This window comes from Verrucosispora sp. WMMA2044 (assembly GCF_027497155.1).
Lineage (GTDB): Bacteria > Actinomycetota > Actinomycetes > Mycobacteriales > Micromonosporaceae > Micromonospora > Micromonospora palythoicola.
On the sequence record NZ_CP114913.1, the window covers coordinates 364,948 to 390,118 of the forward strand.

The window sequence follows — 25,171 nt, forward strand, 5'->3', positions numbered from 1 at the left end:
CAGATCCTCCAACGTCGCGCCCGGTGGCTTGCCGATCAAGCACAGGCTATCCGCTGCAACGTCCGGGGAAGCTGCGACAATTCCCCGCTGTGGTGGTTAACTCCGCGTCCGTTCGCGTGCTCGCCGGGCTCGATCCGGAGCAGCGCGCTGCGGTGACCGCCCCGGCCGGCCCGGTCTGCGTGCTCGCCGGCGCCGGTACCGGCAAGACCCGGGCCGTCACGTCCCGGATCGCGTACCGGGCGTTGACCGGTGAGATCTCGGCCCGACACGTGCTCGCGGTCACCTTCACCGCCCGGGCCGCCGCGGAGCTGCGCCAGCGGCTCGCCAGGGCCGGCGTGGCCGGCGTGCAGGCACGCACCTTCCACGCGGCGGCGCTGCGCCAGGTGCGCTACTTCGCGCCCCGACTGCTCGACGGTCGAGCCATGCCCGAGCTGCTGGACAGCAAGGTCCGGCTGGTCACCCTCGCCGCGGCGCGAGCCGGGCTACGGGCCGACCGGACGGCCGCCCGGGACCTCGCCGGTGAGATCGAGTGGGCCAAGTCCTCCCTCGTCGAGCCGGGCGACTACGTGGTGGCCGCAGCCAAGGCGTTGCGGGAGACCTCGCACGAACCGGCGAAGGTGGCTGAGGTGTTCGCGGCGTACGAGCGGCTCAAGCGGACCGGCGGAGTGATCGACTTCGAGGACGTGCTGCGCGCCGCGGTCTGGGGGATCGAGGAGCATCCGGACGTCGCCGAGCAGGTCCGCAACCAGTACCGACACCTGGTCGTCGACGAGTACCAGGACGTCAACCCGCTACAGCAGCGGCTGCTGGACGCCTGGCTCGGCGGACGCGACGACCTGACCGTGGTCGGCGACGCCTCCCAGACCATCTACTCGTTCACCGGGGCGACCTCGGCGTACCTGGTCGACTTCCCGCGTCGGCACCGCGCGGCCACCGTGGTCCGGCTGGTCCGCGACTACCGGTCGACGCCGCAGGTGGTCGGGCTCGCCAACGCGGTCATCTCGCAGGCCCGGGGCACCGAGGCGCGGCTGCGCCTGGAACTGGTCGGGCAGCGCCCGGCTGGTCCGGAGCCGGAGCGGCGGATCTTCACCGACGAGCCGGCGGAGGCCGCCGCGGTCGCCGCCCGCTGCCGGGCGTTGATCGACGCCGGCACCCCGGCCCGCGAGGTCGCCGTGCTGTTTCGTACCAACGCGCAGTCCGAGGCGTACGAGAAGGCGCTGGCCGAGGCCGGCGTGCCGTACCAGGTCCAGGGGTCGGAGCGGTTCTTCGAACGCGCCGAGGTACGCCAGGCGATGGTCGCACTGCGTGCGGCGACCCGGTCACTGCCGGGTGAGACCCCGCTGCGGGTGGCGGTGGTCGAGGCACTGGCCGGCGTCGGATGGGCACCCGACGCTCCGCCGCCGGGCGGCGCCGCGCGCGAGCGGTGGGAGGCGCTGGCCGCGCTGGTGCAACTGGCCGAGGAGTACGCGGCCACGCCGGAGATCCTGCCGCTCGGCGTGGCCGCCACGGTGGAGCGTCCGGTCACCCTCACCGACTTCACCGAGGAACTGGCCCGGCGCGCGGCCCAGCAGCACGTGCCGACCGTGGACGGGGTGACGCTGGCCTCCCTGCACGCCGCCAAGGGACTGGAGTGGGACGCCGTCTTCCTGGTCGGCCTGGCCGAGGGCACGCTACCCACCACGTACGCGCGCACCACCGAGCAGGTCGAGGAGGAACGCCGACTGCTCTACGTCGGTATCACCCGGGCCCGGCACTGGCTCTGGCTGTCGTACGCCTCGGCACGCTCGCCGGGCGGCCGGCCCCGGCGGCCGTGCCGTTTCCTGCCACAACTGTCGCCCACCTCGCCGACCGAGCGGGTCGCCGGGGGGCGGACGGTGCGAACCCCGCAGCGGCGGGCCGCGACTCGGATCGTGTCCTGCCGGATCTGCGGCACCACCCTGCTCGCCGGGCCGGACCGCAAGTTGGGCCGATGCGCCACCTGTCCCTCCGACATCGACGACGAACTGCACGAGCGGCTGCGTGAGTGGCGGTCCCGGGTGGCCGGCACGCAGAAGGTGCCCGCGTACGTGGTCTTCACCGACGCGACGCTCGTGGCCCTGGCCGAGCGGCGGCCGGGGCGGGCGGAGGAGCTGGTCGCGATCGCCGGGATCGGACCGCGCAAGCTGGGCCTGTACGGGGAGGCGGTGCTGGCGTTGGTGGGGGGCGCGACCGTCGACGAGATCTGCCCACAGAAAAGTTTCTGAATCTGGCCGTTAATTCGTTTGCCCTCGCCCCACCGGCCGGCATAGCCTCAGGGCACACCTCGGAAGGGGGCCCTGTTCGGGCTGCTCACGGGGTCTGTGTCCGGGTCGACCACGAGTGAACGTCAAGGAGGTGGCACCAATGGAGAGCTACATCTACCAGCGTCCGACGGCGCTACCCGTTGCCGTCGCTCCGCTGTCGGCTGCCCCGACGACCGTCGCCGTGCTGGCGGACGTCCGGGCCACCGTCGTCGCTGCGCGACCGTGGGCTCCGCAGGTGCACCGGGCCGAGATTCAGGCCGAGCTGATCCTCGCACCGGTCACGAACGGGCTCCAGGGGAGCAGTGGCTTTACGGGCAAGGGCGTCGATGGCGCCAACAAGCGGATGGACGTCCGCGGTGTTCCACCTCGAGGTAGACCGGTCTGACCACAGACCACCGGCTCACCTCGAGGCCGCGGAACCCGCACACCGGGATCCGCGGCCTCAGTTTTTTTTGCACCGCCGAAGTACGTCGGAACAGCGATCCACGAGATCGCAGCGAGAGAGAGGTGACCGGGCGATGAGTCTGGCGCTGGCCCCGCTCGACCTGAGCGTCGAGATGGAGGCGAACCTGCCCTGCCGGAAGTTCGACCCCGACCTGTGGTTCTCCGACTCGCCCACCGAGCTGGAACTGGCCAAGTCGCTCTGCGGGGACTGCCCGCTGCGCGTCGAGTGCCTGGCCGGCGCGGTCGAGCGGGCCGAGCCGTGGGGCGTCTGGGGCGGCGAGATCTTCGAGCGTGGCGCGGTCGTTCCGCGCAAGCGGCCCCGTGGTCGTCCGCGCAAGGAGGACCTCGCCCGTGACGCCGAGCTGCGGGTCGAGGCCGAGGCGCGACTGGCGGCCAATGGTCTCGCCCCGTCGCGCAGCGCTGTCCGGCTGGCTGCCTGACATGTTCCCGATCCGGACCAACCCCGCCGGTGTCGCACCGGCCGACCGAAAGCTGACCACCATGCTGCACCTTCCGAACGGAGCCGAGATGTACCTACTCCACGAAGCGTTGTCGAGGGCTCGAATGCTCCGGCCTCAGGCCGGTCGCACCACCACGAGCACTGAGGCAACCCGATCCGCCCGCACCATCGCCATGACCGGCCGTGCCCGGTCAGCCCGCGAGCTGGGCGTTCTGTAGGACGAACACCGCAGACGGCGGGCGGGGACCGATGTGGTCCCCGCCCGCCGTCGTCATGTCCGGGTCAGCCGACCGGGGCGAATCCCGGCAACCAGCGCTCCAGGATGCCCCGGTAGGGCGCCTTGGCCTCCAACTGGCACAGCACCCCGATCGACCCGAGCGTCACCCGATGGATGAGCAGGTAGGACGGCGGCAGGTTGAGCTGTCGGCTGAACTGGTACGCCGGGGAGCGCGGGCTGGCCAGCCGGGTGGCCTCGGCACGCAGCCAGGCCCGGGTGAACCGGAACTCGTCGGCGGCGATCGGCTCCAGCATCGGACGGAGGAACTCCAGCAGCGCGTGGGCGTCGATCGGCTCCGTGCCACTGACGAAGCCCTCGGCCCGCAGCCCGGCCTCCACCTCGCCGGCGTCACCGCGCAGGGCCAGTCCGGCGATGCGGCCGATCGGCTCGGGCGTACCGTCCGGCATCCGGGCCACCGCGCCGAAGTCGATCACGCCGAGTCGGCCGTCGGGCAGCAGGCGGAAGTTTCCCGGATGCGGGTCGGCGTGCAGCAGCCCGGTCCGCGCCGGCGCGGAGAGGTGCAGGGTGGCCATCAACCGACCCGCCTCGTCGCGCTGCTCCTCGGTGCCGGACCGGATGATGTCGGCCAATGGGGTGCCCGTTATCCACTCGGTGACCAGGACCCGAGGCGAGGCGTGGAAGACATCCGGCACGTAGATCTCCGGATCGTCGGCGTATCCGGCGGCGAAGGCTCGCTGTGACTCCGCCTCCAACTCGTAGTCCAGCTCCTCGGTGATCCGCTCCCGCAGCTCGGCCAGGAGGGGCTTGATGTCCAGCCCGGGCTGGATGGCCCGGAACATGCCCCCCAGCCGGGAGAGCTGCTTGAGGTCGGCGAGGAGGGCGTCGCCCGCGCCGGGATACTGGATTTTCACGGCGACGTTCCGGCCGGTGCCGTCCGGCAGCCGCCACACCGCCCGGTGCACCTGCCCGATGCTCGCCGCGGCGGCCGGGGAATCGTCGAAGCTCACGAACCGGTCCCGCCACGCCGGCCCCAACTGCTCGGCCAACACCTTGTGCACGCTGGCGGCAGGCAGCGGCGGCGCGGCCTCCTGGAGTTTGGTGAGCGCCTGCCGGTAGGGCGCGGCTATCTCCTCCGGAAGGGCGGCCTCGAACACCGACAGCGCCTGACCGAACTTCATCGCCCCACCCTTGAGCTGGCCGAGGACGCTGAACAACTGCTCGGCCGTGCGTTGCTGGATCTCGGCGGAGATCACGTCGGAGGCGAGCCCGGTGACGCGCTTTCCCATGCCGAGGACGGTCCGGCCGGCGAAGCCGAGCGGCAGAGCGGCGAGCTTGGCGGTACGGGACACGGCCCGGCGCGGGATGTCGGTCACTTGCTCATTGTTACCGACTCGGCCGGCCCGCTGCTGCCGTCAGCCGTACCCGCGCTACCTGTGCACCGACTCACCCGCCGCACCGGCAGCGCGGGTGCGGCGGCCAGTAGCGTCGCCGGAGGGTGCCCGGGGCCACCACCTCGACCGACCCGCCGAGGGTTTCGGGGGTGCCGCCGTCGAGCTGGCTCAGTGCCTCGCCGACGGCGTACCCGGTCGCGGTCAGCAGCAGACTCACGGCGCAGGCCGTGGCGGGCGGGGTGCTGGCGAGTTGGGCCGCGAGCGCCGGCCAGCCGGGATCCCGGTCGGCCCGGTGCAGGTCGAGACAACGCAGACAGGGACCGACCGGCGGACGGACCAGCGGGCCGACCGCCGGAACCCCCTCGTGGACGTCCACCAGCAGGTGCGGTTGTCGCCGTTGGGCATGCCCCGCGGCCAGCAGCGCGGCCGGCCGGTCGGAGCCGAGTTGCACGACCAGGTCGGGACGGGGTCGCCGCAGTGGGCCGGTGCCGGTGCCCGGGGCGGCCCGCTGGACCGCTGCCCGGGTCGCCGCGTCGAGCGGACGCCCGATCTCCGTGGCGGCGATCCCGGTGCCGACGAGATCGAGCGGACGGACCGCTCCGGGCAGGTCGGGGTGGACATGACCGACGCCCGCCTGGGCCAGCGCGACCGCGATGGCGGGACCGAGCGGACCGCCGCCGGTGATCGTCACTCGGGCCGCCAGGCGGCGTCGGAGCAGCTGGGCAGGGGTGCCCGGAAGTCGGGCGGTTGCCATCGCCAGCGCACCGGCCTCGGCGGCGAGCCGCGTCCGTCGTGGTCCGGTGAGATCCCGGGGCAGGAGGGTGTGCGCCGGCACCACCAGACCGGCGGTACGCAGGGCGTCGAGCAGGGCACGAGCGTGGTCCGGGCGGACGTCCGTTCCGGCCAGCACCTGCCGCTCGCTGCGGGTGCCGTCGAGCAGGTCGAGCAGCCGGACCGCCCGGGGGTCGGCCACCTCGACCAGGACCGCCCGCTCTCGGCCGAGGCCGAGCTGAAGGGTGTGCCGGTCGCGCCAGAGACGGGCGAGCCCCGGTAGTAGACAGGGACGGGGAGACGGCGGAAGTTCGGCGGTTCGCGTCATGGACACGAATAGTGACCGCATCCGCGCTGTCCGTCGATCGTTGTCCACAGGTGGTTGAACCCAGATCCTGGGTTGTCCACAGGATTCGGCGAGTTATCCACAGCCTACGAGTGGTGCTGTCGGTGGGCTGACAGTCACCGCGCGCACGGACGGGGGGTGGCCGCAGGCCACCCCCCGTCCAGGTACGTGTTCGTCAGACCTTCGCCTTGCCCAGGATGCGGTTCACTGTTGTGCCACATACCGGACACTTGCCCTTGGCCATGTTCATGCCGGTCTTCGAGACCTCGACACGGCCCTCGAAGTCCCGCTTCTCCTTGCACTTGACGCAGTAACCGTTGTAGGTCTGGGCCTGGTCGGCCACGGTGTGCCCTCCTCGTGTCGTCCACCGGTCGATAACGACCCGGTGGGTCTCCGGTGGCGGTCGCTCAGGGCGCCCGGCGCCGGTCCTGTCCGGCGGCCACCTACGTGACCACCGGTTGGCGGACCCTACCCAGGTGTGGGCGGTTCCATGTCAGCTGCGCATTGCCACTGTGAGCAAGGCGACGTCGAGAGTGTGCACGTCGAATTGGGTTAGATAGGTCAGTTTGCCGGGGACACGCCGACCGGTACCTCGCAATTGCGCTGGTGGTGCCGCCGAGGCGGGTGCGGGACCTCGATTTGAGCCGCCCGACGATGATCACTTACCGTGTTGGTCGGTCCGGGTGTGACACCTCCCCGGCCACCACGAAGGGTGACCGTGACGGCCACCCCGGGTTTGGCAAGAAATTTTTCTGGACTCCTGGCGACCAATCCCCATTTTCCGGACGCGTGTCGGGGGGTTGACTCTTGCGGACCCCTGGTCACAACGCATTAGCTTGCCATCGTGACAGCAAACCGAGGCTGCGCGGTCCACTGATGGCTGGGCCGCGGAAGCCGGTCGTCGAGGTACGGCGCAGCCAGCGCCGGCGACGCACGGTGTCCGCCTACCGCGACGGGGAGCGGGTCGTGGTTCTCATACCCGATCAGTTCTCCCGGGCCGAGGAGAGCGAGTGGGTCGACCGGATGCTCGCCCGGCTGGCGGCCCGCGAGGGGCGCCTGGTCCGCTCCGACGCCGAACTGCTGGCCCGCGCCGGTCGGTTGATCAAGCTGTATCTCACCGAGTACGGCGACCAGGCGCTGCCGGCCAGCGTCCGGTGGGTGAACAACCAGAACGGGCGGTGGGGCTCCTGCACGCCGGCGGACCGCTCGATCCGGTTGTCCCACCGCATCCAGGAGATGCCCGACTGGGTGATCGATTACGTGCTCCTGCACGAGCTGGTCCACCTCATCGTGCCCAGCCACAACACACAGTTCTGGGCGCTGGTCGGCAGGTACCCGAAGACCGAACGGGCGCGTGGTTACCTGGAGGGTGTGGCGGCCGTCGCCGGCACCCCCTGAGCGTCGAGGTATCGCGGCGGTAGGGTCGGTGAATGGCTCGACGTGTGGTGGTGGCGTTGCTCGCGCCGATCGCCTGGGCGCCACCCGGTGTCGACCCGGTGCGGTGGCGCAGCGCGCTCGCCGAGGACGTGGTGGATCTGCTCGCCATGCTCAACGAGGTGGACACCGCGGTGGCGGTCACGAGCGCCGACCGCTGGCTGGCCGACGAGGTGATCTGGCCCGGCACGAGAGTGTACGAGGTGCCCGAGCCGAGCCCGAACGCGGTGTTCGCCGCTCTGTCCGCCGCCCGGACCCCGTTCGGCACGGACCCGCCGCCCGGCGCCGGGCCGGCGGGCGAACCAACCTCGGCGACGAACGACGGCTACGAGCAGGTGGCGGTCGTCGCGGGGGACGCACCCGACCTGCCCGGACTCACCGTCGGCAAGCTGCTTCGACCGCTGACCAGCCGGCCGGTCGCCCTCGCCCCGGCCGAGGGTGGTCTGCCCGGCTTGCTCGGAGTGGCGGCCCGGCTACCGGTGCCGTCCTGGTTGCCGCCGCTGGACATGGACGCCACGGTGCCGGCGACCGTTCGGGCGGCGGCACCCCGCCCGGGCGACCTCGCGGTGACCCCTTCCTGGCACCGGCTGCGCGGCCCGGCGGATCTGGCCCGGCTCGATCCGGCCCTGAGCGGCTGGGAGCACACCCGGTCACTGCTGTCCGGTGCCGGCCACAGCGGCTGACACCGGCGCACCATTCCCGCGACCGCCGATCAGCTGCGGCCCTCGCCGCCCTCGGCGTCGTCGGGGCGCTCCGTGTCGCCCGGAGCCTTCTCCTCCGGGCCACCCGGCGCGGAGAAGTCGAAGTTCTCCAACTCGGTCATCAGATCCACGTCGGCCATGGCGAAGGCCACCGGGTCGGCGAAGTCGTCGTCGGAGGGAAGCAGGTCGGGGTGCCCCCACAGCGCGTCCCGGCCGGCGATCCCCCGGTGCTCGGTGAGCGCCGCCCAGAGCGCCGCGGCCTCGCGCAGCCGACGGGGCCGCAGCTCCAATCCGACCAGGGCCGCGAAGGTCTGCTCGGCCGGTCCACCGGCCGCCCGGCGGCGGCGGAACGCCTCGCCCAGCGCCACGACGTTCGGCAGCCGGCCGGCGGCCGCCCCGTCGACCACGTGGCAGACCCAACCCTCCACCAGGGCGAGGGCCGTCTCCAGCCGAGCCAGCGAGGCCTTCTGGGTCGGGCTGTCCTCCGGTGTGAAGATCCCTTCCAGGGCGATCGCCTGCATCGACTCCGGGTCGGTCGGGTCGACCCGCCCCATCGCCTCCTCGATCGCCTCCCGATTCACCCGGATGCCGGCGGCGTACGTCTCGACGGCGTTGAGGACGTGCCCCCGCAGCCACGGGACATGCTCGAAAAGCCGCTGGTGCGCCGCCTCCCGCAGGGCCACGTAGAGGCGGACCTCGTCCTCGGGCAGCTCCAGACCCTCGCCGTACGCCTTGATGTTGGCGGGGATGAGCGCGGCCGTGCCGGCCGGTCCGAGCGGCAGACCGATGTCGCCGGCGGAGAGCACCTCCGCGGCGAGCGACCCGAGGGCCTGACCGAGCTGGCCGCCGAAGAGCGCGCCACCGAGGGTGGCGACCATCGACTGCATCGGGCCGAGCTGGGCCCGGGCCTCCGGCGGGACCAGGTCACCCATCGCGCCGACCATCCGGCTGGCCACCGGGTCGCACAGCTTGCGCCAGACGTCGAGCGTTCTGAAGATCCACTCGTTGCGGTTCCAGGACACCGTGTTCCGGATGCCCGAGGGCAGCGCGGAGGCCGGCTCCAGCCAGAGGTCGGCGATGCGCAGCGCCTCCTCGACCGCGTGGCGCTCGTAGGGGCTGACCGCCGGGTCGCCCGCCGCGGCGAGCTGGCTGGCCGCCACCTGACGGGCCAGGTCCCAGTTGACCGGCCCGCTGCCCGACGCGGAGAGCAGGTGCTGCAACTGCGACATGAACTGCTGCATCTGCGCAGGGTCGTTGGGGTCGGGCGGCTGCCCACCCGGTAGCGCGAAACCGAACGGAATATCAGGCACGACGTCTACGGTACGCGCGCTCGGCCCCGGGCCGCCGTCACCGCGGTTGCGCTGAGGGCGAAGTCGTGCCTCGTGCCGGCCGGGCGCCGCGACCGGGATCGGTACGCTCTGCCGCATGAGACGTCGCGGCCTGACCGTCCTGCTCGGTGCCCTGCTCACCGCACTGCTCAGCATCGGGGTGCTCGGCGCGCCCGTTCCGTACGTGGTGCTCGGTCCCGGCCCGACCGTCGACACGCTGGGCCAGGCGGACGGCAAGGAGGTCATCCAGGTCACCGGCCGGGAGACTTCGACCTCCGCCGGCCAGCTGCGGCTGACGACGGTGGGGGTGCAGCCCGGCGTCAAGCTCCGCTCGGCGATCCAGGGCTGGCTCTCCGACGATCAGGCCGTGGTGCCGCGAGAACTGGTCTACCCGCCGGGGGAGACCCAGGAAGAGGTGGAACAGCGCAACGCCGAGGACTTCCAGGTCTCGCAGACCAGCGCGGAGACCGCCGCGCTGCGGGAACTCGGGTACGAGGTGCAGGTCGTGGTCAAGACGGTGGCCGCCGACGGGCCGTCGGCCGGCGTGCTGCGCCCCGGTGACGTGGTCACCTCGGTCGACGGTGAACCAGTGCCGTTCGCCTCCCGGCTGACCGACCTGGTCCGGGCCAGGCCGGCGGGCACGGCGCTGCGGATCGGGTACACCCGGGACGGCACCGCGCGGACCGACACCATCACCAGTCAGGAGCAGGACGGTCGGCCCCGGATCGGCATCGAGATCGAGCAGCAGCAGCCGCACCCGTTCACCCTCTCCTTCGACCTGAAGGACATCGGTGGTCCGAGCGCGGGGCTGATGTTCGCCCTGGGCATCATCGACAAGCTGACCGCGGACGACCTGACCGGCGGTCGGATCATCGCCGGCACCGGCACCATCGACGACGCCGGGCAGGTCGGCCCGATCGGCGGGATCCCGCAGAAACTGGTCGGCGCGAAGCAGGCCGGCGCGACCACGTTCCTGGTACCGGCGGCCAACTGCGCCGAGGCGGTGCGTAACCGGCAGCCGGACCTGCCGTTGGTGAAGGTGGGCTCGCTCGACGAGGCGTTGGACGCGCTGGAGACGCTGCGTTCCGGGGGCGAGCCGACGTACTGCTGAGCCGCGCGGCATGACCTTGCGCTCACGCTTTCAGGAACACCCCGTACTCTGGGTGCCTGGTCGGAGCCGATCATAACGAGCGTGCGGAGCCAACAGTGGTCATGCGTAGCAGCAGCCCCCTGCCGAGGATGAGCCGACGCGGACGCGTCACGATCGGGGTCCTGATCGGGGTGTTCGTGCTGTTCACCCTGCTCGGCTGGGGAGTGCAGGCCTGGACGGACTGGCTCTGGTTCTCCGAGGTCGACTACACCGAGGTCTTCCGGGGCGTACTGGTCACCCGGCTGCTGCTCTTCCTGGGCGCGGGTCTGGCGATGGCGGCGATCGTCGGCGGCAACCTCTGGCTCGCGCAACGGTTGCGCCCACGGATGCGGCCCCACTCGCCGGAGCAGGCCACCCTGGAGCGGTACCGCATGCTGCTCGGCCCCCGTCTGGGCCTGTGGATCACGGCGGTCGCCGCCGTCGTCGGCCTCTTCGCCGGCCTGTCGGCGCAGAGCCGCTGGAACCAGTGGCTGCTCTTCCTGCACGGCGGTGACTTCGGCGTGGACGATCCGGAGTTCGGCGTCGACGTCGGCTTCTACGTCTTCCAGTTGCCGTTCTGGCGGTTCCTGCTGGGGCTCGGCTTCACCGCGGTGGTCCTGGCGCTGCTCGGCGCGCTGGCCGTGCACTACCTGTTCGGCGGGGTACGCCTGCAGGGCGTCGGCGACCGGATGAGCAACGCCGCCCGGGCTCACCTGAGCACGCTGGTCGCGGTCTTCGTCCTGCTCAAGGCCGTCGCGTACGTGCTGGACCGGCGGGCGATGCTGTTGGAGTACAACGACGGCGTGAACGTCTACGGCGCCGGCTACGCCGACATCAACGCGCTGCTGCCGGCCAAGGAGATCCTCGCCTACATCTCCGTGGTGGTGGCGATCGCGATCATCATCTTCTCCAACGCCTGGATGCGGAACCTGGTCTGGCCGGGCATCTCGTTGGCCCTGCTCGGCGTCTCCGCGGTGGCGATCGGCGGCATCTACCCGTGGGCGGTGCAGACCTTCGAGGTCAAGCCCAGCGCCCGGGACAAGGAGGCGCCGTACATCCAGCGCAGCATCGACGCCACCCGCGCGTCGTTCGGGCTGGACATCACCCAGAGTTCGGCGTACTCGGCGAGCAACCTGAACCCACCGGAGAGCCTGGCCACCGACACGTCGGTGGTGCCGAACGTCCGGCTGCTGGATCCGCAGCTGGTGAGCGAGACCTACACCCAGCTCCAGCAGGTCCGTGGCTTCTACGACTTCGGCCCCAAGCTCGACATCGACAGGTACACGCTCAACGGCGCGACCCAGGACTACGTGGTCGGCGTACGTGAGATCAACTACGGCGAGCTGACCGATCAGCAGAACAACTGGATCAATCGGCACACCGTCTACACCCATGGCTACGGGGTGGTGGCCGCACCCGCGAACCGGGTGGTCTGCGGTGGGCAGCCGTTCTTCGTCTCCGGTTCGCTCGGCGAGCGGTCGCAGGAGTCCTGTGCGGCACCGACCGACCTGATCCCGGCGAGCCAGCCCCGGATCTACTACGGCGAGCGGATGGCGGCCGGAGACTACGCGATCGTCGGCAAGCCGAGCGAGGACGCCAACCCGGCCGAGTTCGACCGCCCGGCCGGCGAGAGCGGCGAGGACGGCGAGGGGCCCGAGTCGTACTACACCTACACCGGCTCCGGCGGCGTCGAGATCGGCTCGTTCACCCGGCGCCTGCTCTACTCGATCAAGGAGCAGGAGGCGAACTTCCTGCTCTCCGAGGCGGTCAACGACAACTCCAAGCTGCTCTACGTGCGTAACCCCCGGGACCGGGTGGAGAAGGTCGCGCCGTTCCTCACCCTGGACGGTGACCCGTACCCCGCCCTGGTCGACGGCCGGGTGCAGTGGATCGTCGACGGTTACACCACCGCCGCGACCTACCCGTACGCGGAGCGGGTCAACCTCCAGCAGGAGACCACCGACGAGCTGACCGGCCGGGGCACCATCCAGCTTGCCCGGGAGAACGTCAACTACATCCGCAACTCGGTGAAGGCGACCGTCGACGCGTACGACGGCACCGTCGTGCTCTACGAGTTCGACGAGAACGACCCGGTGCTCAAGGCGTGGAACAAGGCGTTCGGTGGGGATCTCATCACCCCCCGCGCCGAGATCCCACCGACGCTGGCCGACCACTTCCGGTACCCGGCCGACCTGTTCAAGGTGCAGCGAAACCTGCTCACCCGGTTCCACGTCACCAACCCCGGCGACTTCTACTCCGGCCAGGACTTCTGGCAGGTGCCGAACGTGCCGGACGCGCCGGACAGCGGGCAGAAGCAGCCGCCGTACTACCTCTACACGCAGTTCCCCGGCCAGGAGGCGCCGCGCTTCCAGCTGACCAGCGCGGTCACCCCCAACGGTCGACAGAACCTGGCGGCGCTGATCTCCGGGTCGTACCAGGACGGCAGGCCCACGTTGCAGGTGCTGGAGCTGCCGGACCAGACGGCGATCTCCGGGCCGGTGCAGGTGCACCAGCGGATGACGAACACCAACGCCACCATCCGGCAGCAACTGAACCTGCTCTCCTCCAACCAGGCCCAGGTGCAGTACGGCAACCTGCTGTCGCTGCCCTTCGGCAACGGGATGCTCTACGTCGAGCCGGTCTACGTCAAGAGCAACCAGCAGGACGCATATCCGCTGTTGCAGAAGGTGCTGATGTCGTACGGCGACGGTGGTTCCTACGTCGTGCTGGCCGACAACGTCGCCGACGGCATCAAGCAGCTCGTCGAGCAGGGCAAGCAGGCCGCGGCCGGTAACCCGCCGCCGACCGGGGGCGAGGAGCCACCGCCCGAGGGCGAGGAGCCGCCGCCGCCGTCGCCGTCGGCCACCCCGTCGCCGGGTGACGCTCCGCCGCCCACCGGCGAACTCGGTGCGGCCGCCGAGCGGGTACGGGCCGCGATCACCGAGGTGCGGGCCGCGCAGGCGTCCGGCGACTTCGAGCGGTACGGTCGTGCGCTGGCGGCACTGGACGAGGCGCTCACCGCGTTCCAGCAGGCTCAGCAGGCGTCGGGCGGCAACGGCACGCCGAACCCGCCGGCTCCGTCCGGCAGCCCCTCACCCACCGGCTGACCGACAACCACGATGCGGCCCGCGGCCCCGGCGTTCCTCGCCCGGGGCCGCGGGCCGCACCGTGTCCGCGGGGCGACCCGCCCGGACGCCGACCGGAGATCGGCGCGGCGGTGCGCCGGCACGAGGCGTTCCGTGGGTCGTTTTGCGGGCGACGCGGGTGGTGCGCTACGGTGGATCTACCGACGCGGGGTGGAGCAGCTCGGTAGCTCGCTGGGCTCATAACCCAGAGGTCGCAGGTTCAAATCCTGTCCCCGCTACTGCACGGAAACGGCCCCGGAGATTCCTCCGGGGCCGTTTCCGTTTGTCGGCCGGGTCCTCGGGCCCGCTGGGCCGTGGCCGGGCGCCCGCGTGTTTCCAGGGCCGTCCGGCTCGGTACCGACACCCGCTGACCCGGAGATCAGCTGTCGGGCGGTGGGGCCGACAACCGGTCGGGGCGGTACGGGTGGGGCTGCCGACGCGGACGATTACCGATGGGGTAGGCTGGTTCTACCGACGCGGGGTGGAGCAGCTCGGTAGCTCGCTGGGCTCATAACCCAGAGGTCGCAGGTTCAAATCCTGTCCCCGCTACTGCTACGACAGCGGCCCCGGATCCGTCCGGGGCCGCTGTCGTTTGTCCGGCACCGTCCCCGACGTCGACACGCGCGGTCGTTCGGACGGCCAGGGTTGCACCTCTCGGCAAGGATGAACGCATGTCTTCCTTCGGTAAATGGTGGGGGCGGCTCGGCACGCTCCTTGGCACGGTCGTGCTGACGGTCTTCGTTCCGGTCGCGGCGTGGGCGTCGACCGGCACCGGCGAACTGGTGGTGGAGGCGGCTCGCCGGCGCGGGCGCGGCGTCGGCGTCTTCGGCTTCCTGAGTCTGCTCTGCTGCCTGGCGGTGGTGGCTGTGATCGTCCTACTGGTGATCCGGATGACCCGCCGCCGGCGCTGACCGGCCCGGGCAGCCGGTTCCGGCGGGACCGCTCGCGCCGCTGGCGGTCGCGCTGCGTACCGCCAGCGGCGGTACGCCCCGCGCGTGGTCTACTTGTCCGCGTGGAACTTCTGCACTCGGGCAAGGTGAGGGACGTCTACGCCGAGGGCGATGACCTGATCCTGGTCGCCTCCGACCGCATCTCCGTCTACGACGTGGTCCTGCCGACTCCGATTCCGGACAAGGGCAAGCTGCTCACCGCGCTGTCGCTGTGGTGGTTCGAGCAGCTGGCCGACCTGGTGCCCAACCACGTGATCTCGGCCACCGACGTGCCGCCGGAGTTCGCCGGCCGGGCGATCCGGTGCCGCCGGCTGGAGATGGTCCAGGTCGAGTGCGTCGCCCGTGGCTTTCTCACCGGCGGCGGCCTGAAGGAGTACGAGAGCACCGGGAAGGTCTCCGGTGTCGAGCTGCCGCGCGGGCTGGTGGAGGCGTCCATCCTGCCCGAGCCGATCTTCACGCCGTCCACCAAGGCGCCGGTGGGTGAGCACGACGAGCCGATGACCTTCGCCGAGGTGGCCGACAAGGTCGGCGCCCAGACCGCCGACCGGTTGCGGCAGGTGACCATCGACGTGTACTGCCGAGGCGCCGAGCTGGCCGCCGATCGGGGCATCCTGGTCGCCGACACCAAGATCGAGCTTGGCTGGGCGCCGGACAGCACCCTGGTCCTCGGCGACGAGCTGCTCACCCCGGACTCGTCCCGGTTCTGGCCGGCCGAGTCGTACCAGCCCGGACGTGCCCAGTTCTCCTACGACAAGCAGTACGTGCGGGACTGGGCGGCGCGCAGCGGGTGGGACAAGCGGCATCCGGCACCGGAGGTGCCCGCCGACGTGGTCGACGCCACCCGGGCCCGTTACGTGGATGTCTACGAGAAGCTGACCGGCAACCGCTGGTAGGTTCCGCCGCTGTTACTCGCCGCTGCGGTGGCGGCCGACGTGCTGCTCGGCGGGGACGGTCGCGCTGGTGATGCGTACCGTGGTGCCGGCCGATCCGGTCTCCACGTCCATCGCGTCGGTCAGCTCGCGGGCCAGCCAGAGACCCCAGCCACCGGCCGTGTCGGGCGCGGGTCGGCTGCGGTTGCCGAGGTCCTGCGTGCTGATGCCGGGACCGTGATCGGCGACCTCGCACAACACCAGGCCGGGCTCTTTCCACAGCCGCAGCCAGCCCCGTCCGCCGCCGTGCCGGACCGCGTTGGTGATCAGCTCGTTCACGGCGAGCACGTAGTCGTCCAGTCGCTCGTCGCGCAGCCCGGCGGCGCGCGCGCAGGCGGCGACCGAGTGTCGGAGCTCGGTCACCTGGGCCTGGTCGAAGGCGTCGGCGATCAGGAGGGCGTGTTCGATGGGCACCACCGTACGCGGTGGGGGAGATCCTGCGTTCGTCATGGCCCCGTCCCGACAGAGATCGCAGAGTTTTACGCGGCTTTTACCACCGTACGTCAGGGTTGTTCGAGGTGCATCGGCCGTCGGGGGCCACGGCGGCCTGTGGCATCGTGGCGCACGTGCCTGCTGCCGGTGGTTTCGCGGTGCCGCTCTGGCGGGCCGTCGCGGTCTTCCGGGTGGCGTCCCTGGCGTACGTCTGCGTGGTGTTGATCCGCGACGGGGACCGCTACGCACATCCCCTCGCCGCCGGGGCGTTGGTGCTGGTCATGGCGGTCTGGACCGGCGTCACCGCCATCGGGTACGCGGTCCCGGCCCGGCGCGGCTGGCCACTGCTCCTGACCGATCTGGGCGTGGTGGTGGCGATCCTGCTGGCCACTCCGTGGGTGATGGGCCGACCGGCGCTCGACGCCGGGCTGCCGACCCTGCCGGTGGCCTGGCTGAGCGGGCCGGTGCTGGCCTGGGCGGTCGCCGGTGGGCGGCGGCGCGGCGCGGTCGCGGCGCTGGTGCTCGGCGCGACCGACCTGAGCACCCGGGGCATGGTCACCCCGAGCGCGTTCAACGGCGCGATCCTGATGCTGCTGGCCGGCGTGGTGGTCGGGCACGTCGCCCGGCTCACGGTGACCGCCGGGGAACGGCTGCACCGGGCGGTCGAGTTGGAGGCCGCCACCCGGGAACGCGAACGGTTGGCCCGGGACATCCACGACTCGGTGCTCCAGGTGCTCGCCCTGGTCCAGCGGCGTGGTGCCCACCTTGACGGGGAGGCGGGCGAGCTGGCCCGGCTGGCCGGCGAGCAGGAGGTGGCGCTGCGGTCGCTGATCTCCGGTGCCGCAGCGGTCCCGGCCGCTGCCGCCGACGCACCGGTGGATCTGCGCACCCTGCTCGGCCGGCACGCCTCGGCCACCGTCTCGCTGTCCGCACCGGCGGGCCCGGTGCCGCTGCCTGCGGCGGTGGCCCGCGAGTTGGCGGCGGCCGTCGCCGCGGCGCTGGACAACGTGACCCGGCACGGCGGCGGTCGGGCCTGGGTGCTGGTCGAGGACGAGGGGTCGGCGGTCACCGTGTCGATCCGGGACGAGGGGCCGGGTTTCCCGCCCGAACGCCTGGCCGAGGCGGCGGCCCAGGGGCGGCTGGGCGTCGCGCAGGCCATCCGGGGCCGGCTGACCGACCTGGGCGGTACCGCCCGGATCAGCTCGACGCCGGGTGCCGGCACCGAGGTGGAACTCACCGTGCCGAGGAGGCAGCCGTGAACGGCGTACGCGTGATGGTGGTGGACGATCACCCGATGTGGCGGGAAGGGGTGGCCCGCGACCTGGCCGAGGCTGGTCACGAGGTGGTGGCCAGCTGTGGCGAGGGCCGCCAGGCGATCCGGGTGGTCGCTGCGGCCCGCCCCGACGTGGTGGTGCTCGACCTGCAACTGCCGGACATCTCCGGCGTCGAGGTGATCCACGGCCTGCGAGCGGCGCACGCCGGGGTGCGGGTGCTCATGCTCTCGGCCAGCGGTGAGCAGCAGGGCGTGCTCGACGCGGTGAAGGCCGGTGCCACCGGCTACCTGCTGAAATCCGCCGGGCTGGCGGAGTTCCTGGCGGCGGTGCGGCGCACCGCGGCGGGCGAGCCCGTCTTCACGCCGGGCCTGGCCGGGCTGGTCCTCGGCGAGTACCGCCGACTGGCCGCCGGCGGTGGCCACGCGGCGACCGGGGCCCGGGCGGCGGCGGCACCCCGGCTCACCGACCGGGAGACCGAGGTGCTGCGCCTGGTGGCCAAGGGGATGTCGTACCGGCAGATCGCCGAGCGCCTCGGGCTGTCGCACCGTACGGTGCAGAACCACGTGCAGAACACGCTCGGCAAGCTTCAGCTGCACAACCGGGTCGAGCTGACCCGGTACGCGATCGAACGCGGCCTGGACGACTGAGCGCCGGCGCCGGCTGCTCAGACCGAGTGCGGCGGCCGGGTCTCGTGCACGGCCAGTTCCTCGGCGCTGGCACCGCCACCGGCGGCCCCCGCGTCGTACGCGATCGAATCGGTCTCCTGATCGGTGTGCGCCCCCTCGTCCGGTTCGACCAGCCGGCCCACGGTCGCGTCCGCACTGGTGCCCAGCCGGTCGTGGTCGTAGAGCGAGACCGGGGAGTTCGGGTCGGAGGTGGGGCCCGGATCGATCACGTCGGCGTCGAGCTGCGCCTGCGCCGCCTGCTCCCGGCTGTCCGCCTCGGCCGCGATGTCCGGATCGACCGGACCGGCCAGCGGGTCGTCGACCGGCAGCTCGAACCGTTCCCGGCTCAGCTTGTAGTCCAACGACTCGCCGTCGAGCTGCTCCTCGGCGGTGGTGCCGAACTCGTCGACCGCCACCGGCGTCCGGTCACCGGGCAGCTGAGCCGGCGCCGGGCCGTCCGCTTCCCGACCGGTCAGCACGTCGTCCCCGGCCGTCGAATCGTCGTCGGCGGTGTCGGGCAGGCCGTCGGCCTCGGGATCGGACACGGGGGTCGGGTACTCGTCGTCGCGCATGACTGACCACTACCCGCTGCCCTCCCGCCGTAACCGGCCCGGCCGGGCGAGGTCGCCACGTCCCGTCCTCAGCGGGTCAACCGCCGGGCCAGCGCGGCGGCGGTGCCGACGGCGGTGCCGGCGGCGGCCAGCCCGAACGCGGCGGAGATCCGGACCAGTTGGCGACGCCGGCCGTGCCAGCCGCCGTCGGTGCTCGCCGCGGCGTCGGGGCGGAAGACGTTGCCGGTGGTGTCGGCCGTCGGCGGCGGCCCGAACTGGGTGTACCGGCCATACCAGCCGAGGACCCGTTCGGCCAGTGCCGGCGCCAGCCGCCACTGCATGCCGATCAGGCGGGCGGCACCGCCGGCGTACGCCTCCCGGCGGGGTCGCCTGAGCAACCGGACGATCGTCTCCGCGACCACCTCCGGCGGATAGACCGGTGGTGGCGGCAGGACCTGCCGGCCGCTGTGGTTGGCGGCGTGCCGGAAGAACGGGGTGTCGATGGTGGCCGGCAGCACGGTGCAGATCGAGACCGATCCCCGTCCGGTGGCCCGCAGTTCCTGGCGAACCGTGTCGGACAGTCCCCGCACGGCGTGTTTGGCGGCGTTGTACGGGGACTGGTATGGCATCGCCACCTCGGCCAGCACTGAGGCGTTGTTGACCACGACGCCGCCACCGGCAGCGCTGAGGTGCGGCAGCGCCGCCCGGATGCCGTTCGCCGTACCGAGCAGGTTGACCTCCAGCACCCGGCGGAACTCCGCCACCGGGATCTCGTCGAACAACCCGATGGTGCCGACGGCGGCGTTGTTGATCCAGGCGTCGATCCGGCCGAACTCCGCCACCGCGGTCGCGGCGAGCCGGCGCATGGCGTCCGCGTCCGTCACGTCGGTGGGCACCACCAGGGTGCGACCGCCCAGCTCGCGACAGTGCCGGGCCACCTCGCGCAGAGCCGGCTCGGAGCGCGCGGCCAGCACCACGGTGCTGCCGTGACGCGCCAGGGCGTACGCGGTCGCGGTGCCGATGCCGCTGGACGCGCCGGTGATCACGATGGTGGCGTCGGCGAGGTTTCGGGCGAGGGGCATTCCTCATCGGTACCCCGTCGGGTGCGGGTCATGCCGCCGAGTGTGTTCCCGATCTGCGAGGTTTCGGCTCTTCGGAGGCCGGTTAATGGGACGCTCTGACCGGAGAGCACCGCCCCATCCGCATGGAGGTGACCCATGCGCGTCGGCCTTGTCTGTGCCCACGCCGCTGCGCCGCCGTTCGGCGACGGAACCGTCGTCGGCACCTACCAGCACATCGCACGGGTCGCGGCCGAACTGGCCGGGCGAGGACACGACGTGCGGGTGTACATCCGCCGGGACGACCCAGAGGCCAGCGAAACCGACATCCTGGACGGCTACCGGGTGGAACGCGCACCGGTGGGCCCGGTCGCGCCGATCCCCACGGCCGAACTGGTGCCCTACGTGTCCGCGTACGGCGAATGGCTGGCCGACCGGTGGGCCGGCGACTGGACACCCGAGGTGGTGCACGGTCACTACTGGATCGGGGGCCTGGCCGCCGCGCACGCCGTGCGGGAGACCGACATTCCGATGGTGCAGACGTTCCACTCGATCGGGATGGAACAGCTGCGCCACCTCGGTGCCCAGTACGACGGGCCGGGCACCCGGATCCCGCTGGAACGGGCGCTGACCCGGGCGGTGGACATCGCGGTCGCCCAGTGCAACGACGAGGTCGACGAGTTGACCCGGATGGGCCTGCAACGTGCCTCGGTCGCGATGGTCCCGACCGGGGTGGACACGGAACGCTTCCATCCCGACGGTGAGGCCGCCCCCCGCGAGCAGCGCCCCCGGATCCTCTCGGTGGGCGGGCTGGGGCGAGGTCACGGCCAGGAGGACCTGATCCGGGCGATGCGACTGGTCGGCGACGCGGAGTTGGTCATCGCCGGCGGGCCGCCGACGGACCAGCTGGCCAACCACGCCGAGGCCCGCCGGCTGCGTGAGCTGGCCGACCGGGCCGGGGTCGGCGACCAGGTGCACCTGGTGGGCGCGGTGCCGCACGAGCAGATGGCCACCTGGTACCGCTCGGCCGACGTGGTGGCCTGCACCCCGCACTACTCCTCGGCGGGGCGGGTGTCGCTGGAGGCGATGGCCTGCGGCGTCCCGGTGGTGGGCTACGCCATGGGCGGCATCGCCGACGCCGTGGTCGACGAGGTGACCGGCAAGCTGGTGCCACCGGGCGACGTACGCACCCTCGGGATGACGCTGCGTCGGCTGCTCGCCGACAACGCCAGCCGCTTCGCGTACGGGCACGCCGCGGTCGACCGGGTGCGGTGCAGCTACACCTGGGAACGCACGGCCAGTGCCCTGGAACGCCTCTACGAGCGGGTGGTGGGCCGGCGCAAGCCGGTCGAGGCGGCCTGAGTCAGCGGATCACCCGCGCCACCGGCCGCGGCGACCTCGCAACCCGCGACGGCGGAATGCGGCACGAGCGGCGGCCGGGGGCCCACCACCGCCCGGGTGGTCTCCCGGGCGACGGCGTGGTGGTGCTGCGGCTCCGCGTACCGGGTGAGCCCGACGACAGCGGCGAGGGTGACCAGGAAACCGATCCCGGCCAGCCACTCCCGGCCCGGCCAGATCTTGTCGTTGAGCAGCAGCAGCCCGACGATCGCGGCGGGTACCGCGCCGGCAGCGTCCATGGCGGCCACCGCAGCCGTGGTGGAACCGCGCTGCATCGCCAGCCCGAGCAGCAACTGGCCGACCACCGAGTGGCCGACGAGCAGGTAGAGCAGCGGGTCGCTGAGAAAGGCGTCCCAACCCGGCGCGGAGGCCAGTGGGCGGGCCGCCACCGCGGCGGCGGAGAAGGCCAGCCCGGCCAGCGACCCGAGCGCCACCGACCCCGGCGCGCCGTGCAACCGGACCGCGAAGAACCCCAGCACCGCGATCACCGCCAGGGCCACCAGCAGGGCGACCGTGCCCCCGGTGCCGAGCCCCTTCGACGGTGCCGGGCGGGCGGCGAGCACCAGCGCGGTGATGCCGGCGAAGAGCAGCACCAGCAACGCGACCTCGGCCACCGGCAGCCGCCACTTCAGCAGGATCACGCCGAGCAGGGCGGTGACGCCGAGCCCAGCAGCCACGCTCGCCTGCACCAGGAACAGTGGCAGATCCCGCCGGGACAGGAAGGCCAGGACGAAACCGGCCACCTGACAGGCCAGCCCGACCAGGTAGGTGCGGTGCCCGGCCAGGCGCAGCAGCAACCCGGGATCGAAGGTGCGGTGCACCGTGGTGCGGGCGGCGGCGACCGACTGCAACAGGTTGGCGACGCCGTACGCGACGATCATCGCCGCCAGGAAACACCAACCGGAGGTAGCCACCTGGCGAGGATAGAGGTTACCGGGCGTCAATGCGCGGCGGGCTACCGAGGCGCTGGAGGATGTCGGGATGCAGCGCGCCGTTGCTGGCCAGGGTGCTGTTGTCGCCGCCTGCCGGGGCCGGGTGGCCGGCCAGATCGGTGATCGTGCCGCCCGCTTCGGTCACGATGGGTACCAGTGCGGCCACGTCCCACAGGGACAGCTCGGGCTCGATCATCACGTCCAGCGCGCCCTCGGCCAACAGCATGTAACCGTAGAAGTCGCCGTAGGCCCGGCTGCGCCAGGTGTCCCGCATCAGTTGCAGCACGGCGTCGAGCCGGCCGGCCTTCTCCCAGCCCTCCAGCGACGAGTAGCAGAGGCTGGCGTCGGCCAGCCGGGTCACCCCGGAGACCCGGATGGGCACGCCCCGGGAGGCGTCCGGTCCCGCGTACGCCCCGGTGCCTCGTGCTGCCCACCAGCGGCGCCCCAGGGCCGGCGCGGAGACCAGCCCGGCGACCGGACGGCCGTCCTCCAGCAGGGCGATGAGCGTGGCCCAGATCGGCACACCCCGGACGAAGTTCTTGGTGCCGTCGATGGGGTCCACCACCCACTGGCGCGCTCCGGCGGTCGGCGTCGCGCCGTACTCCTCGCCGAGCAGCCCGTCGTCGGGCCGGTGCTCGGCGAGCAGGGCGCGGATCTCGCGCTCCACGGCGGTGTCCGCGTCGGAGACCGGAGTCAGGTCGGGCTTCGACTCGACCCGCAGGTCCAGGGCCCGGAACCGGGCCGTCGACAGGGCGTCGGCGGCGTCGGCGAGCCGGTGGGCGAGGGTCAGGTCAGCGGCGTACCCGGTCATGCCGGACACGGTAGCGACGCCGGTACCGCGTCGACGCCGGGGGCCGGGCTACGGCACGTCGGCGGCGCGACCGCGCCGCGCCGGCGGACCCGCGCACCGCCGGGTCACTCCGGGCGTCCGCGTGGGTCGGGCTCGGTCCGTTGGTCGGTCTCCCCGGCGCGGGAGGCCAGCAACCGGCGGTACGAGGCCAGCCGGCGCGGGTCGGCCCGCCCGGTCGCCACCCAGGCGTCGAGTGCGCAGTCGGCCTCGTCGGCGGTGTGCGGGCAGTTCGCCGGGCAGTCGGCGGTGGCCTCGACCAGGTCCGAAAAGCCGTGCAGCAGACTCTCGGCCGAGACGTGGGCCAGCCCGAAACTGCGTACGCCCGGAGTGTCCACGATCCAGCCGGGATCCTGGTCCGCGTCGGGTGGCGCGGGTAGCCGCAACGCCACCGCGCTTGTCGACGTGTGCCGCCCCCGGCCGATCGCGCTCACCGTGCCGACCGCCCGTTCGGCCTCCGGCACCAGGCGGTTGACGAGCGTCGACTTGCCCACCCCGGAGTGACCGACGAGCACCGAGACCCGGCCGGTCAACAGGCTGCGCAGCGCGTCCAACGAGGAGTCCGGACGGATGAGCAGATACGGCAGTTCCAGCTCGGTGTAGTAGTCGAGCACCGTCTCCGGCCCGGCGAGATCGGCCTTGGTCAGGCAGAGCAGCGGTTCGATGCCCGCGTCGTACGCGGCGACCAGGCAACGGTCGATGAATCCGGTGCGCGGCGGCGGATCGGCGAGCGCGCTGACGATCACGAGCTGGTCGGCGTTGGCGACCACCACCCGCTCCAACCGGCCCTCGGCGGTGCTGGCGTCGTCCTCGGCGGTGCGCCGGAGCACGGACCGCCGTGGTTCGATCCGGACGATGCGGGCCAGCGCCCCGGACGAACCGGAGGTGTCACCGACCAGCCCGACCCGGTCACCGACCACCACCGACTTGCGGCCCAGCTCGCGGGCGCGCATCGCGGTGACGGTCGGGTCGTCCGGCCCGGCGCCGGGCAGTACGCAGGTGTAGCGCCCGCGGTCCACCGCGATGACGAAACCGTCCTTGGCGTCGGCGTGCCGGGGTCGGGTCCGGGTACGCGGGCGGGAGGACCTGCCGGGCCGGACCCGGACGTCGTCCTCGTCGTACTCGCGCCGCCTGGTCGCCAGGGCCGACCCTTCTTCCGCTCAGCTCTTACCGGTCACCAGTGCCGACCATAGTGCCGGGAACTCGGGCATGGTCTTGGAGGTACACGACACGTCGTCCAGCTCGACGCCCGGCACGACCAGCCCGGTCACCGCCGCCGCGTGCGCCATCCGGTGATCATGGTAGGTGCGGAACACGCCGCCGTGCAGCGGTCGGGGTCGGATCTCCAGCCCGTCCGCCGACTCCGTGATGTCCGCGCCGAGCCCGGTGAACTCCCGTGCCAGGGCGGCCAGCCGGTCCGTCTCGTGGCCACGGATGTGGCTGACGCCGGTGAAGACCGACGGCGAGTCGGCGAGCATGGCCAGCGCGGTGAGCGCCGGGGTCAGTTCGCTGACGTCGGACAGGTTGGCGCGCAACCCCTTCACCGGGCCGGTGCCGCGTACCGCGAGCCCCTCGGTGGTCAGGGCGACCGTCGCCCCCATCTGCTGCAGCAGTGCGCGCAGCCGCTCGACCGGCTGGGCGCTGCCCCGCGCCGGCCAGCCGCGCAGGGTCACCTCGCCGCCGGTGACCATGGCGGCGGCGAAGAACGGCACCGCGCCGGACAGGTCCGGCTCGATCTCCCAGCTACGCCCGGTCAACGGCCCGGGCTCGACCGCCCAGACGTCGGGGGTGCTGTCGTCGACCGCGGCGCCGGCGGCGCGCAGCATCTGCACGGTCATCCGCAGGTGCGGTGCGGAGGGCACCGGCGGGCCGACGTGCCGGACCACCAGCCCACGGTCGAAGCGGGGAGCGGCGAGCAGCAGCCCGGAGACCAGTTGGCTGGAGGCGGAGGCGTCGATCACGACCTCGCCGCCGGTCACCCGGCCGGCGCCCAGCACCACGAGCGGCAGGCTCCCCGCGGGGGGAGTGTCGACGCGTACGCCGAGCGAGCGCAGTGCCTCGATCAGCGGGCCGAGCGGGCGGGTACGGGCGTGCGGGTCACCGTCGAGGGTGACCTGCCCGTCGGCCAGCCCCGCCACCGGTGGCACGAAGCGCATGATCGTGCCGGCCAGCCCCACGTCGACGTGGGCCGGGCCGAACAGCCGGTGCGGCCGGACCAGCCAGCGCTCGTCGTCGGCGATCGAGACGTGCGCTCCCATCGCCCGCAGCGCGGCGGCCATCAGTTCGGTGTCCCGGGCCCGCAGCGGCCGGGACAGGGTCGAGGGTCCGGTGGCCAGCGCGCTGAGCACCAGGGCGCGGTTGGTCATCGACTTGGAACCGGGCAGGCGCAGCGACGCCGACACCGGGTCACTGGCGGTCGGTGCGGTCCACGGCTGTAGCGGCCGGGTCGCGGTCACATTCCCCACGGTTACATTCTGCCGTGCCGG

23 protein-coding genes and 2 tRNA genes are annotated in these 25,171 nt (G+C 72.3%); 14 read left to right on the plus strand and 11 right to left on the minus strand.

The features are described from left to right. The first annotated feature begins 89 nt into the window (after positions 1–89). From O3597_RS01700 to O3597_RS01710, 3 genes are all read left to right on the plus strand, one after another. Positions 90–2,243 (plus strand): ATP-dependent DNA helicase UvrD2, encoded by a 2,154-nt coding sequence (locus tag O3597_RS01700; protein WP_281603081.1) that lies wholly within the window; start codon positions 90–92, stop codon positions 2,241–2,243. Positions 2,244–2,382: 139 nt separating this feature from the next. Then, complete coding sequence (locus tag O3597_RS01705; RefSeq protein WP_164447745.1) at positions 2,383–2,667, plus strand: hypothetical protein; 285 nt, start codon at positions 2,383–2,385, stop codon at positions 2,665–2,667. 133 nt (positions 2,668–2,800) lie between these two features. Further along, the gene (locus O3597_RS01710) at positions 2,801–3,166 is read left to right on the plus strand and encodes a WhiB family transcriptional regulator (RefSeq protein WP_164447744.1); all 366 of its coding nucleotides are present in this window, start codon (positions 2,801–2,803) and stop codon (positions 3,164–3,166) included. Between the two features lie 302 nt (positions 3,167–3,468). Here the strand turns inward: O3597_RS01710 and O3597_RS01715 are convergent, their stop codons facing one another. The 3 genes from O3597_RS01715 to O3597_RS01725 form a co-directional block, all read right to left on the minus strand. Beyond that, positions 3,469–4,797: an AarF/ABC1/UbiB kinase family protein gene (locus O3597_RS01715; RefSeq protein WP_164447743.1), complete on the minus strand. Its 1,329-nt coding sequence runs from the start codon at positions 4,795–4,797 to the stop codon at positions 3,469–3,471. 70 nt (positions 4,798–4,867) lie between these two features. Beyond that, the gene (locus O3597_RS01720) at positions 4,868–5,914 is read right to left on the minus strand and encodes a hypothetical protein (RefSeq protein ID WP_281603082.1); all 1,047 of its coding nucleotides are present in this window, start codon (positions 5,912–5,914) and stop codon (positions 4,868–4,870) included. A 193-nt stretch (positions 5,915–6,107) separates the two neighbouring features. Then, the gene (locus O3597_RS01725; protein WP_012014940.1) at positions 6,108–6,275 is read right to left on the minus strand and encodes a DUF5679 domain-containing protein; all 168 of its coding nucleotides are present in this window, start codon (positions 6,273–6,275) and stop codon (positions 6,108–6,110) included. 533 nt (positions 6,276–6,808) lie between these two features. On the opposite strand from O3597_RS01725, the gene O3597_RS01730 reads away from it, so the two are divergent. Both O3597_RS01730 and O3597_RS01735 read left to right on the plus strand, forming a co-directional pair. Next, on the plus strand, positions 6,809–7,330 hold the full coding sequence (locus O3597_RS01730; protein WP_164447742.1) for a M48 family metallopeptidase: 522 nt from the start codon (positions 6,809–6,811) through the stop codon (positions 7,328–7,330). A 32-nt stretch (positions 7,331–7,362) separates the two neighbouring features. Continuing rightward, positions 7,363–8,049 (plus strand): hypothetical protein, encoded by a 687-nt coding sequence (locus O3597_RS01735; protein ID WP_281603083.1) that lies wholly within the window; start codon positions 7,363–7,365, stop codon positions 8,047–8,049. 29 nt (positions 8,050–8,078) lie between these two features. Here the strand turns inward: O3597_RS01735 and O3597_RS01740 are convergent, their stop codons facing one another. Continuing rightward, positions 8,079–9,377 carry a zinc-dependent metalloprotease gene (locus O3597_RS01740; protein WP_281603084.1) on the minus strand — a complete coding sequence of 433 codons (1,299 nt, stop codon included), beginning with the start codon at positions 9,375–9,377 and terminating at the stop codon, positions 8,079–8,081. 115 nt (positions 9,378–9,492) lie between these two features. On the opposite strand from O3597_RS01740, the gene O3597_RS01745 reads away from it, so the two are divergent. From O3597_RS01745 to O3597_RS01770, 6 genes are all read left to right on the plus strand, one after another. Then, positions 9,493–10,506, plus strand: coding sequence for a PDZ domain-containing protein (locus O3597_RS01745; protein ID WP_281603085.1), 1,014 nt, complete (start codon positions 9,493–9,495; stop codon positions 10,504–10,506). A gap of 101 nt (positions 10,507–10,607) precedes the next feature. Further along, on the plus strand, positions 10,608–13,631 hold the full coding sequence (locus O3597_RS01750; protein WP_281603086.1) for a UPF0182 family protein: 3,024 nt from the start codon (positions 10,608–10,610) through the stop codon (positions 13,629–13,631). Between the two features lie 183 nt (positions 13,632–13,814). Beyond that, a tRNA-Met gene (locus O3597_RS01755) sits at positions 13,815–13,888 on the plus strand. A gap of 236 nt (positions 13,889–14,124) precedes the next feature. Beyond that, a tRNA-Met gene (locus O3597_RS01760) sits at positions 14,125–14,198 on the plus strand. A 122-nt stretch (positions 14,199–14,320) separates the two neighbouring features. After that, a complete protein-coding gene (locus O3597_RS01765) occupies positions 14,321–14,560 on the plus strand; it encodes a hypothetical protein (protein WP_164447738.1) in 240 nt (79 codons plus the stop codon). A 101-nt stretch (positions 14,561–14,661) separates the two neighbouring features. Beyond that, a complete protein-coding gene (locus tag O3597_RS01770) occupies positions 14,662–15,492 on the plus strand; it encodes a phosphoribosylaminoimidazolesuccinocarboxamide synthase (RefSeq protein ID WP_281603087.1) in 831 nt (276 codons plus the stop codon). A gap of 12 nt (positions 15,493–15,504) precedes the next feature. Here the strand turns inward: O3597_RS01770 and O3597_RS01775 are convergent, their stop codons facing one another. Then, positions 15,505–15,978 (minus strand): ATP-binding protein, encoded by a 474-nt coding sequence (locus tag O3597_RS01775; RefSeq protein WP_164447736.1) that lies wholly within the window; start codon positions 15,976–15,978, stop codon positions 15,505–15,507. Between the two features lie 116 nt (positions 15,979–16,094). On the opposite strand from O3597_RS01775, the gene O3597_RS01780 reads away from it, so the two are divergent. Beyond that, the gene (locus O3597_RS01780) at positions 16,095–17,219 is read left to right on the plus strand and encodes a DUF5931 domain-containing protein (RefSeq protein WP_281603088.1); all 1,125 of its coding nucleotides are present in this window, start codon (positions 16,095–16,097) and stop codon (positions 17,217–17,219) included. A gap of 14 nt (positions 17,220–17,233) precedes the next feature. Continuing rightward, positions 17,234–17,881: a response regulator transcription factor gene (locus O3597_RS01785; RefSeq protein ID WP_281604446.1), complete on the plus strand. Its 648-nt coding sequence runs from the start codon at positions 17,234–17,236 to the stop codon at positions 17,879–17,881. A gap of 17 nt (positions 17,882–17,898) precedes the next feature. Here O3597_RS01785 and O3597_RS01790 read toward each other — a convergent pair whose 3' ends face one another. Beyond that, positions 17,899–18,471: a DUF5709 domain-containing protein gene (locus tag O3597_RS01790; RefSeq protein WP_164447735.1), complete on the minus strand. Its 573-nt coding sequence runs from the start codon at positions 18,469–18,471 to the stop codon at positions 17,899–17,901. 68 nt (positions 18,472–18,539) lie between these two features. Further along, on the minus strand, positions 18,540–19,532 hold the full coding sequence (locus O3597_RS01795) for an SDR family oxidoreductase (RefSeq protein ID WP_281603089.1): 993 nt from the start codon (positions 19,530–19,532) through the stop codon (positions 18,540–18,542). Positions 19,533–19,667: 135 nt separating this feature from the next. Here O3597_RS01795 and O3597_RS01800 point away from each other — a divergent pair, with 135 nt between their 5' ends. Beyond that, the gene (locus tag O3597_RS01800) at positions 19,668–20,870 is read left to right on the plus strand and encodes a glycosyltransferase (RefSeq protein WP_164447733.1); all 1,203 of its coding nucleotides are present in this window, start codon (positions 19,668–19,670) and stop codon (positions 20,868–20,870) included. Here O3597_RS01800 and O3597_RS01805 read toward each other — a convergent pair. The 4 genes from O3597_RS01805 to aroA form a co-directional block, all read right to left on the minus strand. Next, positions 20,825–21,787 (minus strand): hypothetical protein, encoded by a 963-nt coding sequence (locus O3597_RS01805; protein WP_166458653.1) that lies wholly within the window; start codon positions 21,785–21,787, stop codon positions 20,825–20,827. The two genes, O3597_RS01800 and O3597_RS01805, sit on opposite strands and share 46 nt — an antisense overlap. Before the next feature lie 49 nt (positions 21,788–21,836). After that, positions 21,837–22,649 carry a histidinol-phosphatase gene (gene hisN / locus O3597_RS01810; protein ID WP_281603090.1) on the minus strand — a complete coding sequence of 271 codons (813 nt, stop codon included), beginning with the start codon at positions 22,647–22,649 and terminating at the stop codon, positions 21,837–21,839. A gap of 104 nt (positions 22,650–22,753) precedes the next feature. Beyond that, positions 22,754–23,827: a ribosome small subunit-dependent GTPase A gene (gene rsgA, locus O3597_RS01815; RefSeq protein ID WP_281604447.1), complete on the minus strand. Its 1,074-nt coding sequence runs from the start codon at positions 23,825–23,827 to the stop codon at positions 22,754–22,756. Positions 23,828–23,845: 18 nt separating this feature from the next. Then, positions 23,846–25,150 (minus strand): 3-phosphoshikimate 1-carboxyvinyltransferase, encoded by a 1,305-nt coding sequence (gene aroA / locus O3597_RS01820; RefSeq protein ID WP_281603091.1) that lies wholly within the window; start codon positions 25,148–25,150, stop codon positions 23,846–23,848. Between the last annotated feature and the right edge of the window lie 21 nt (positions 25,151–25,171).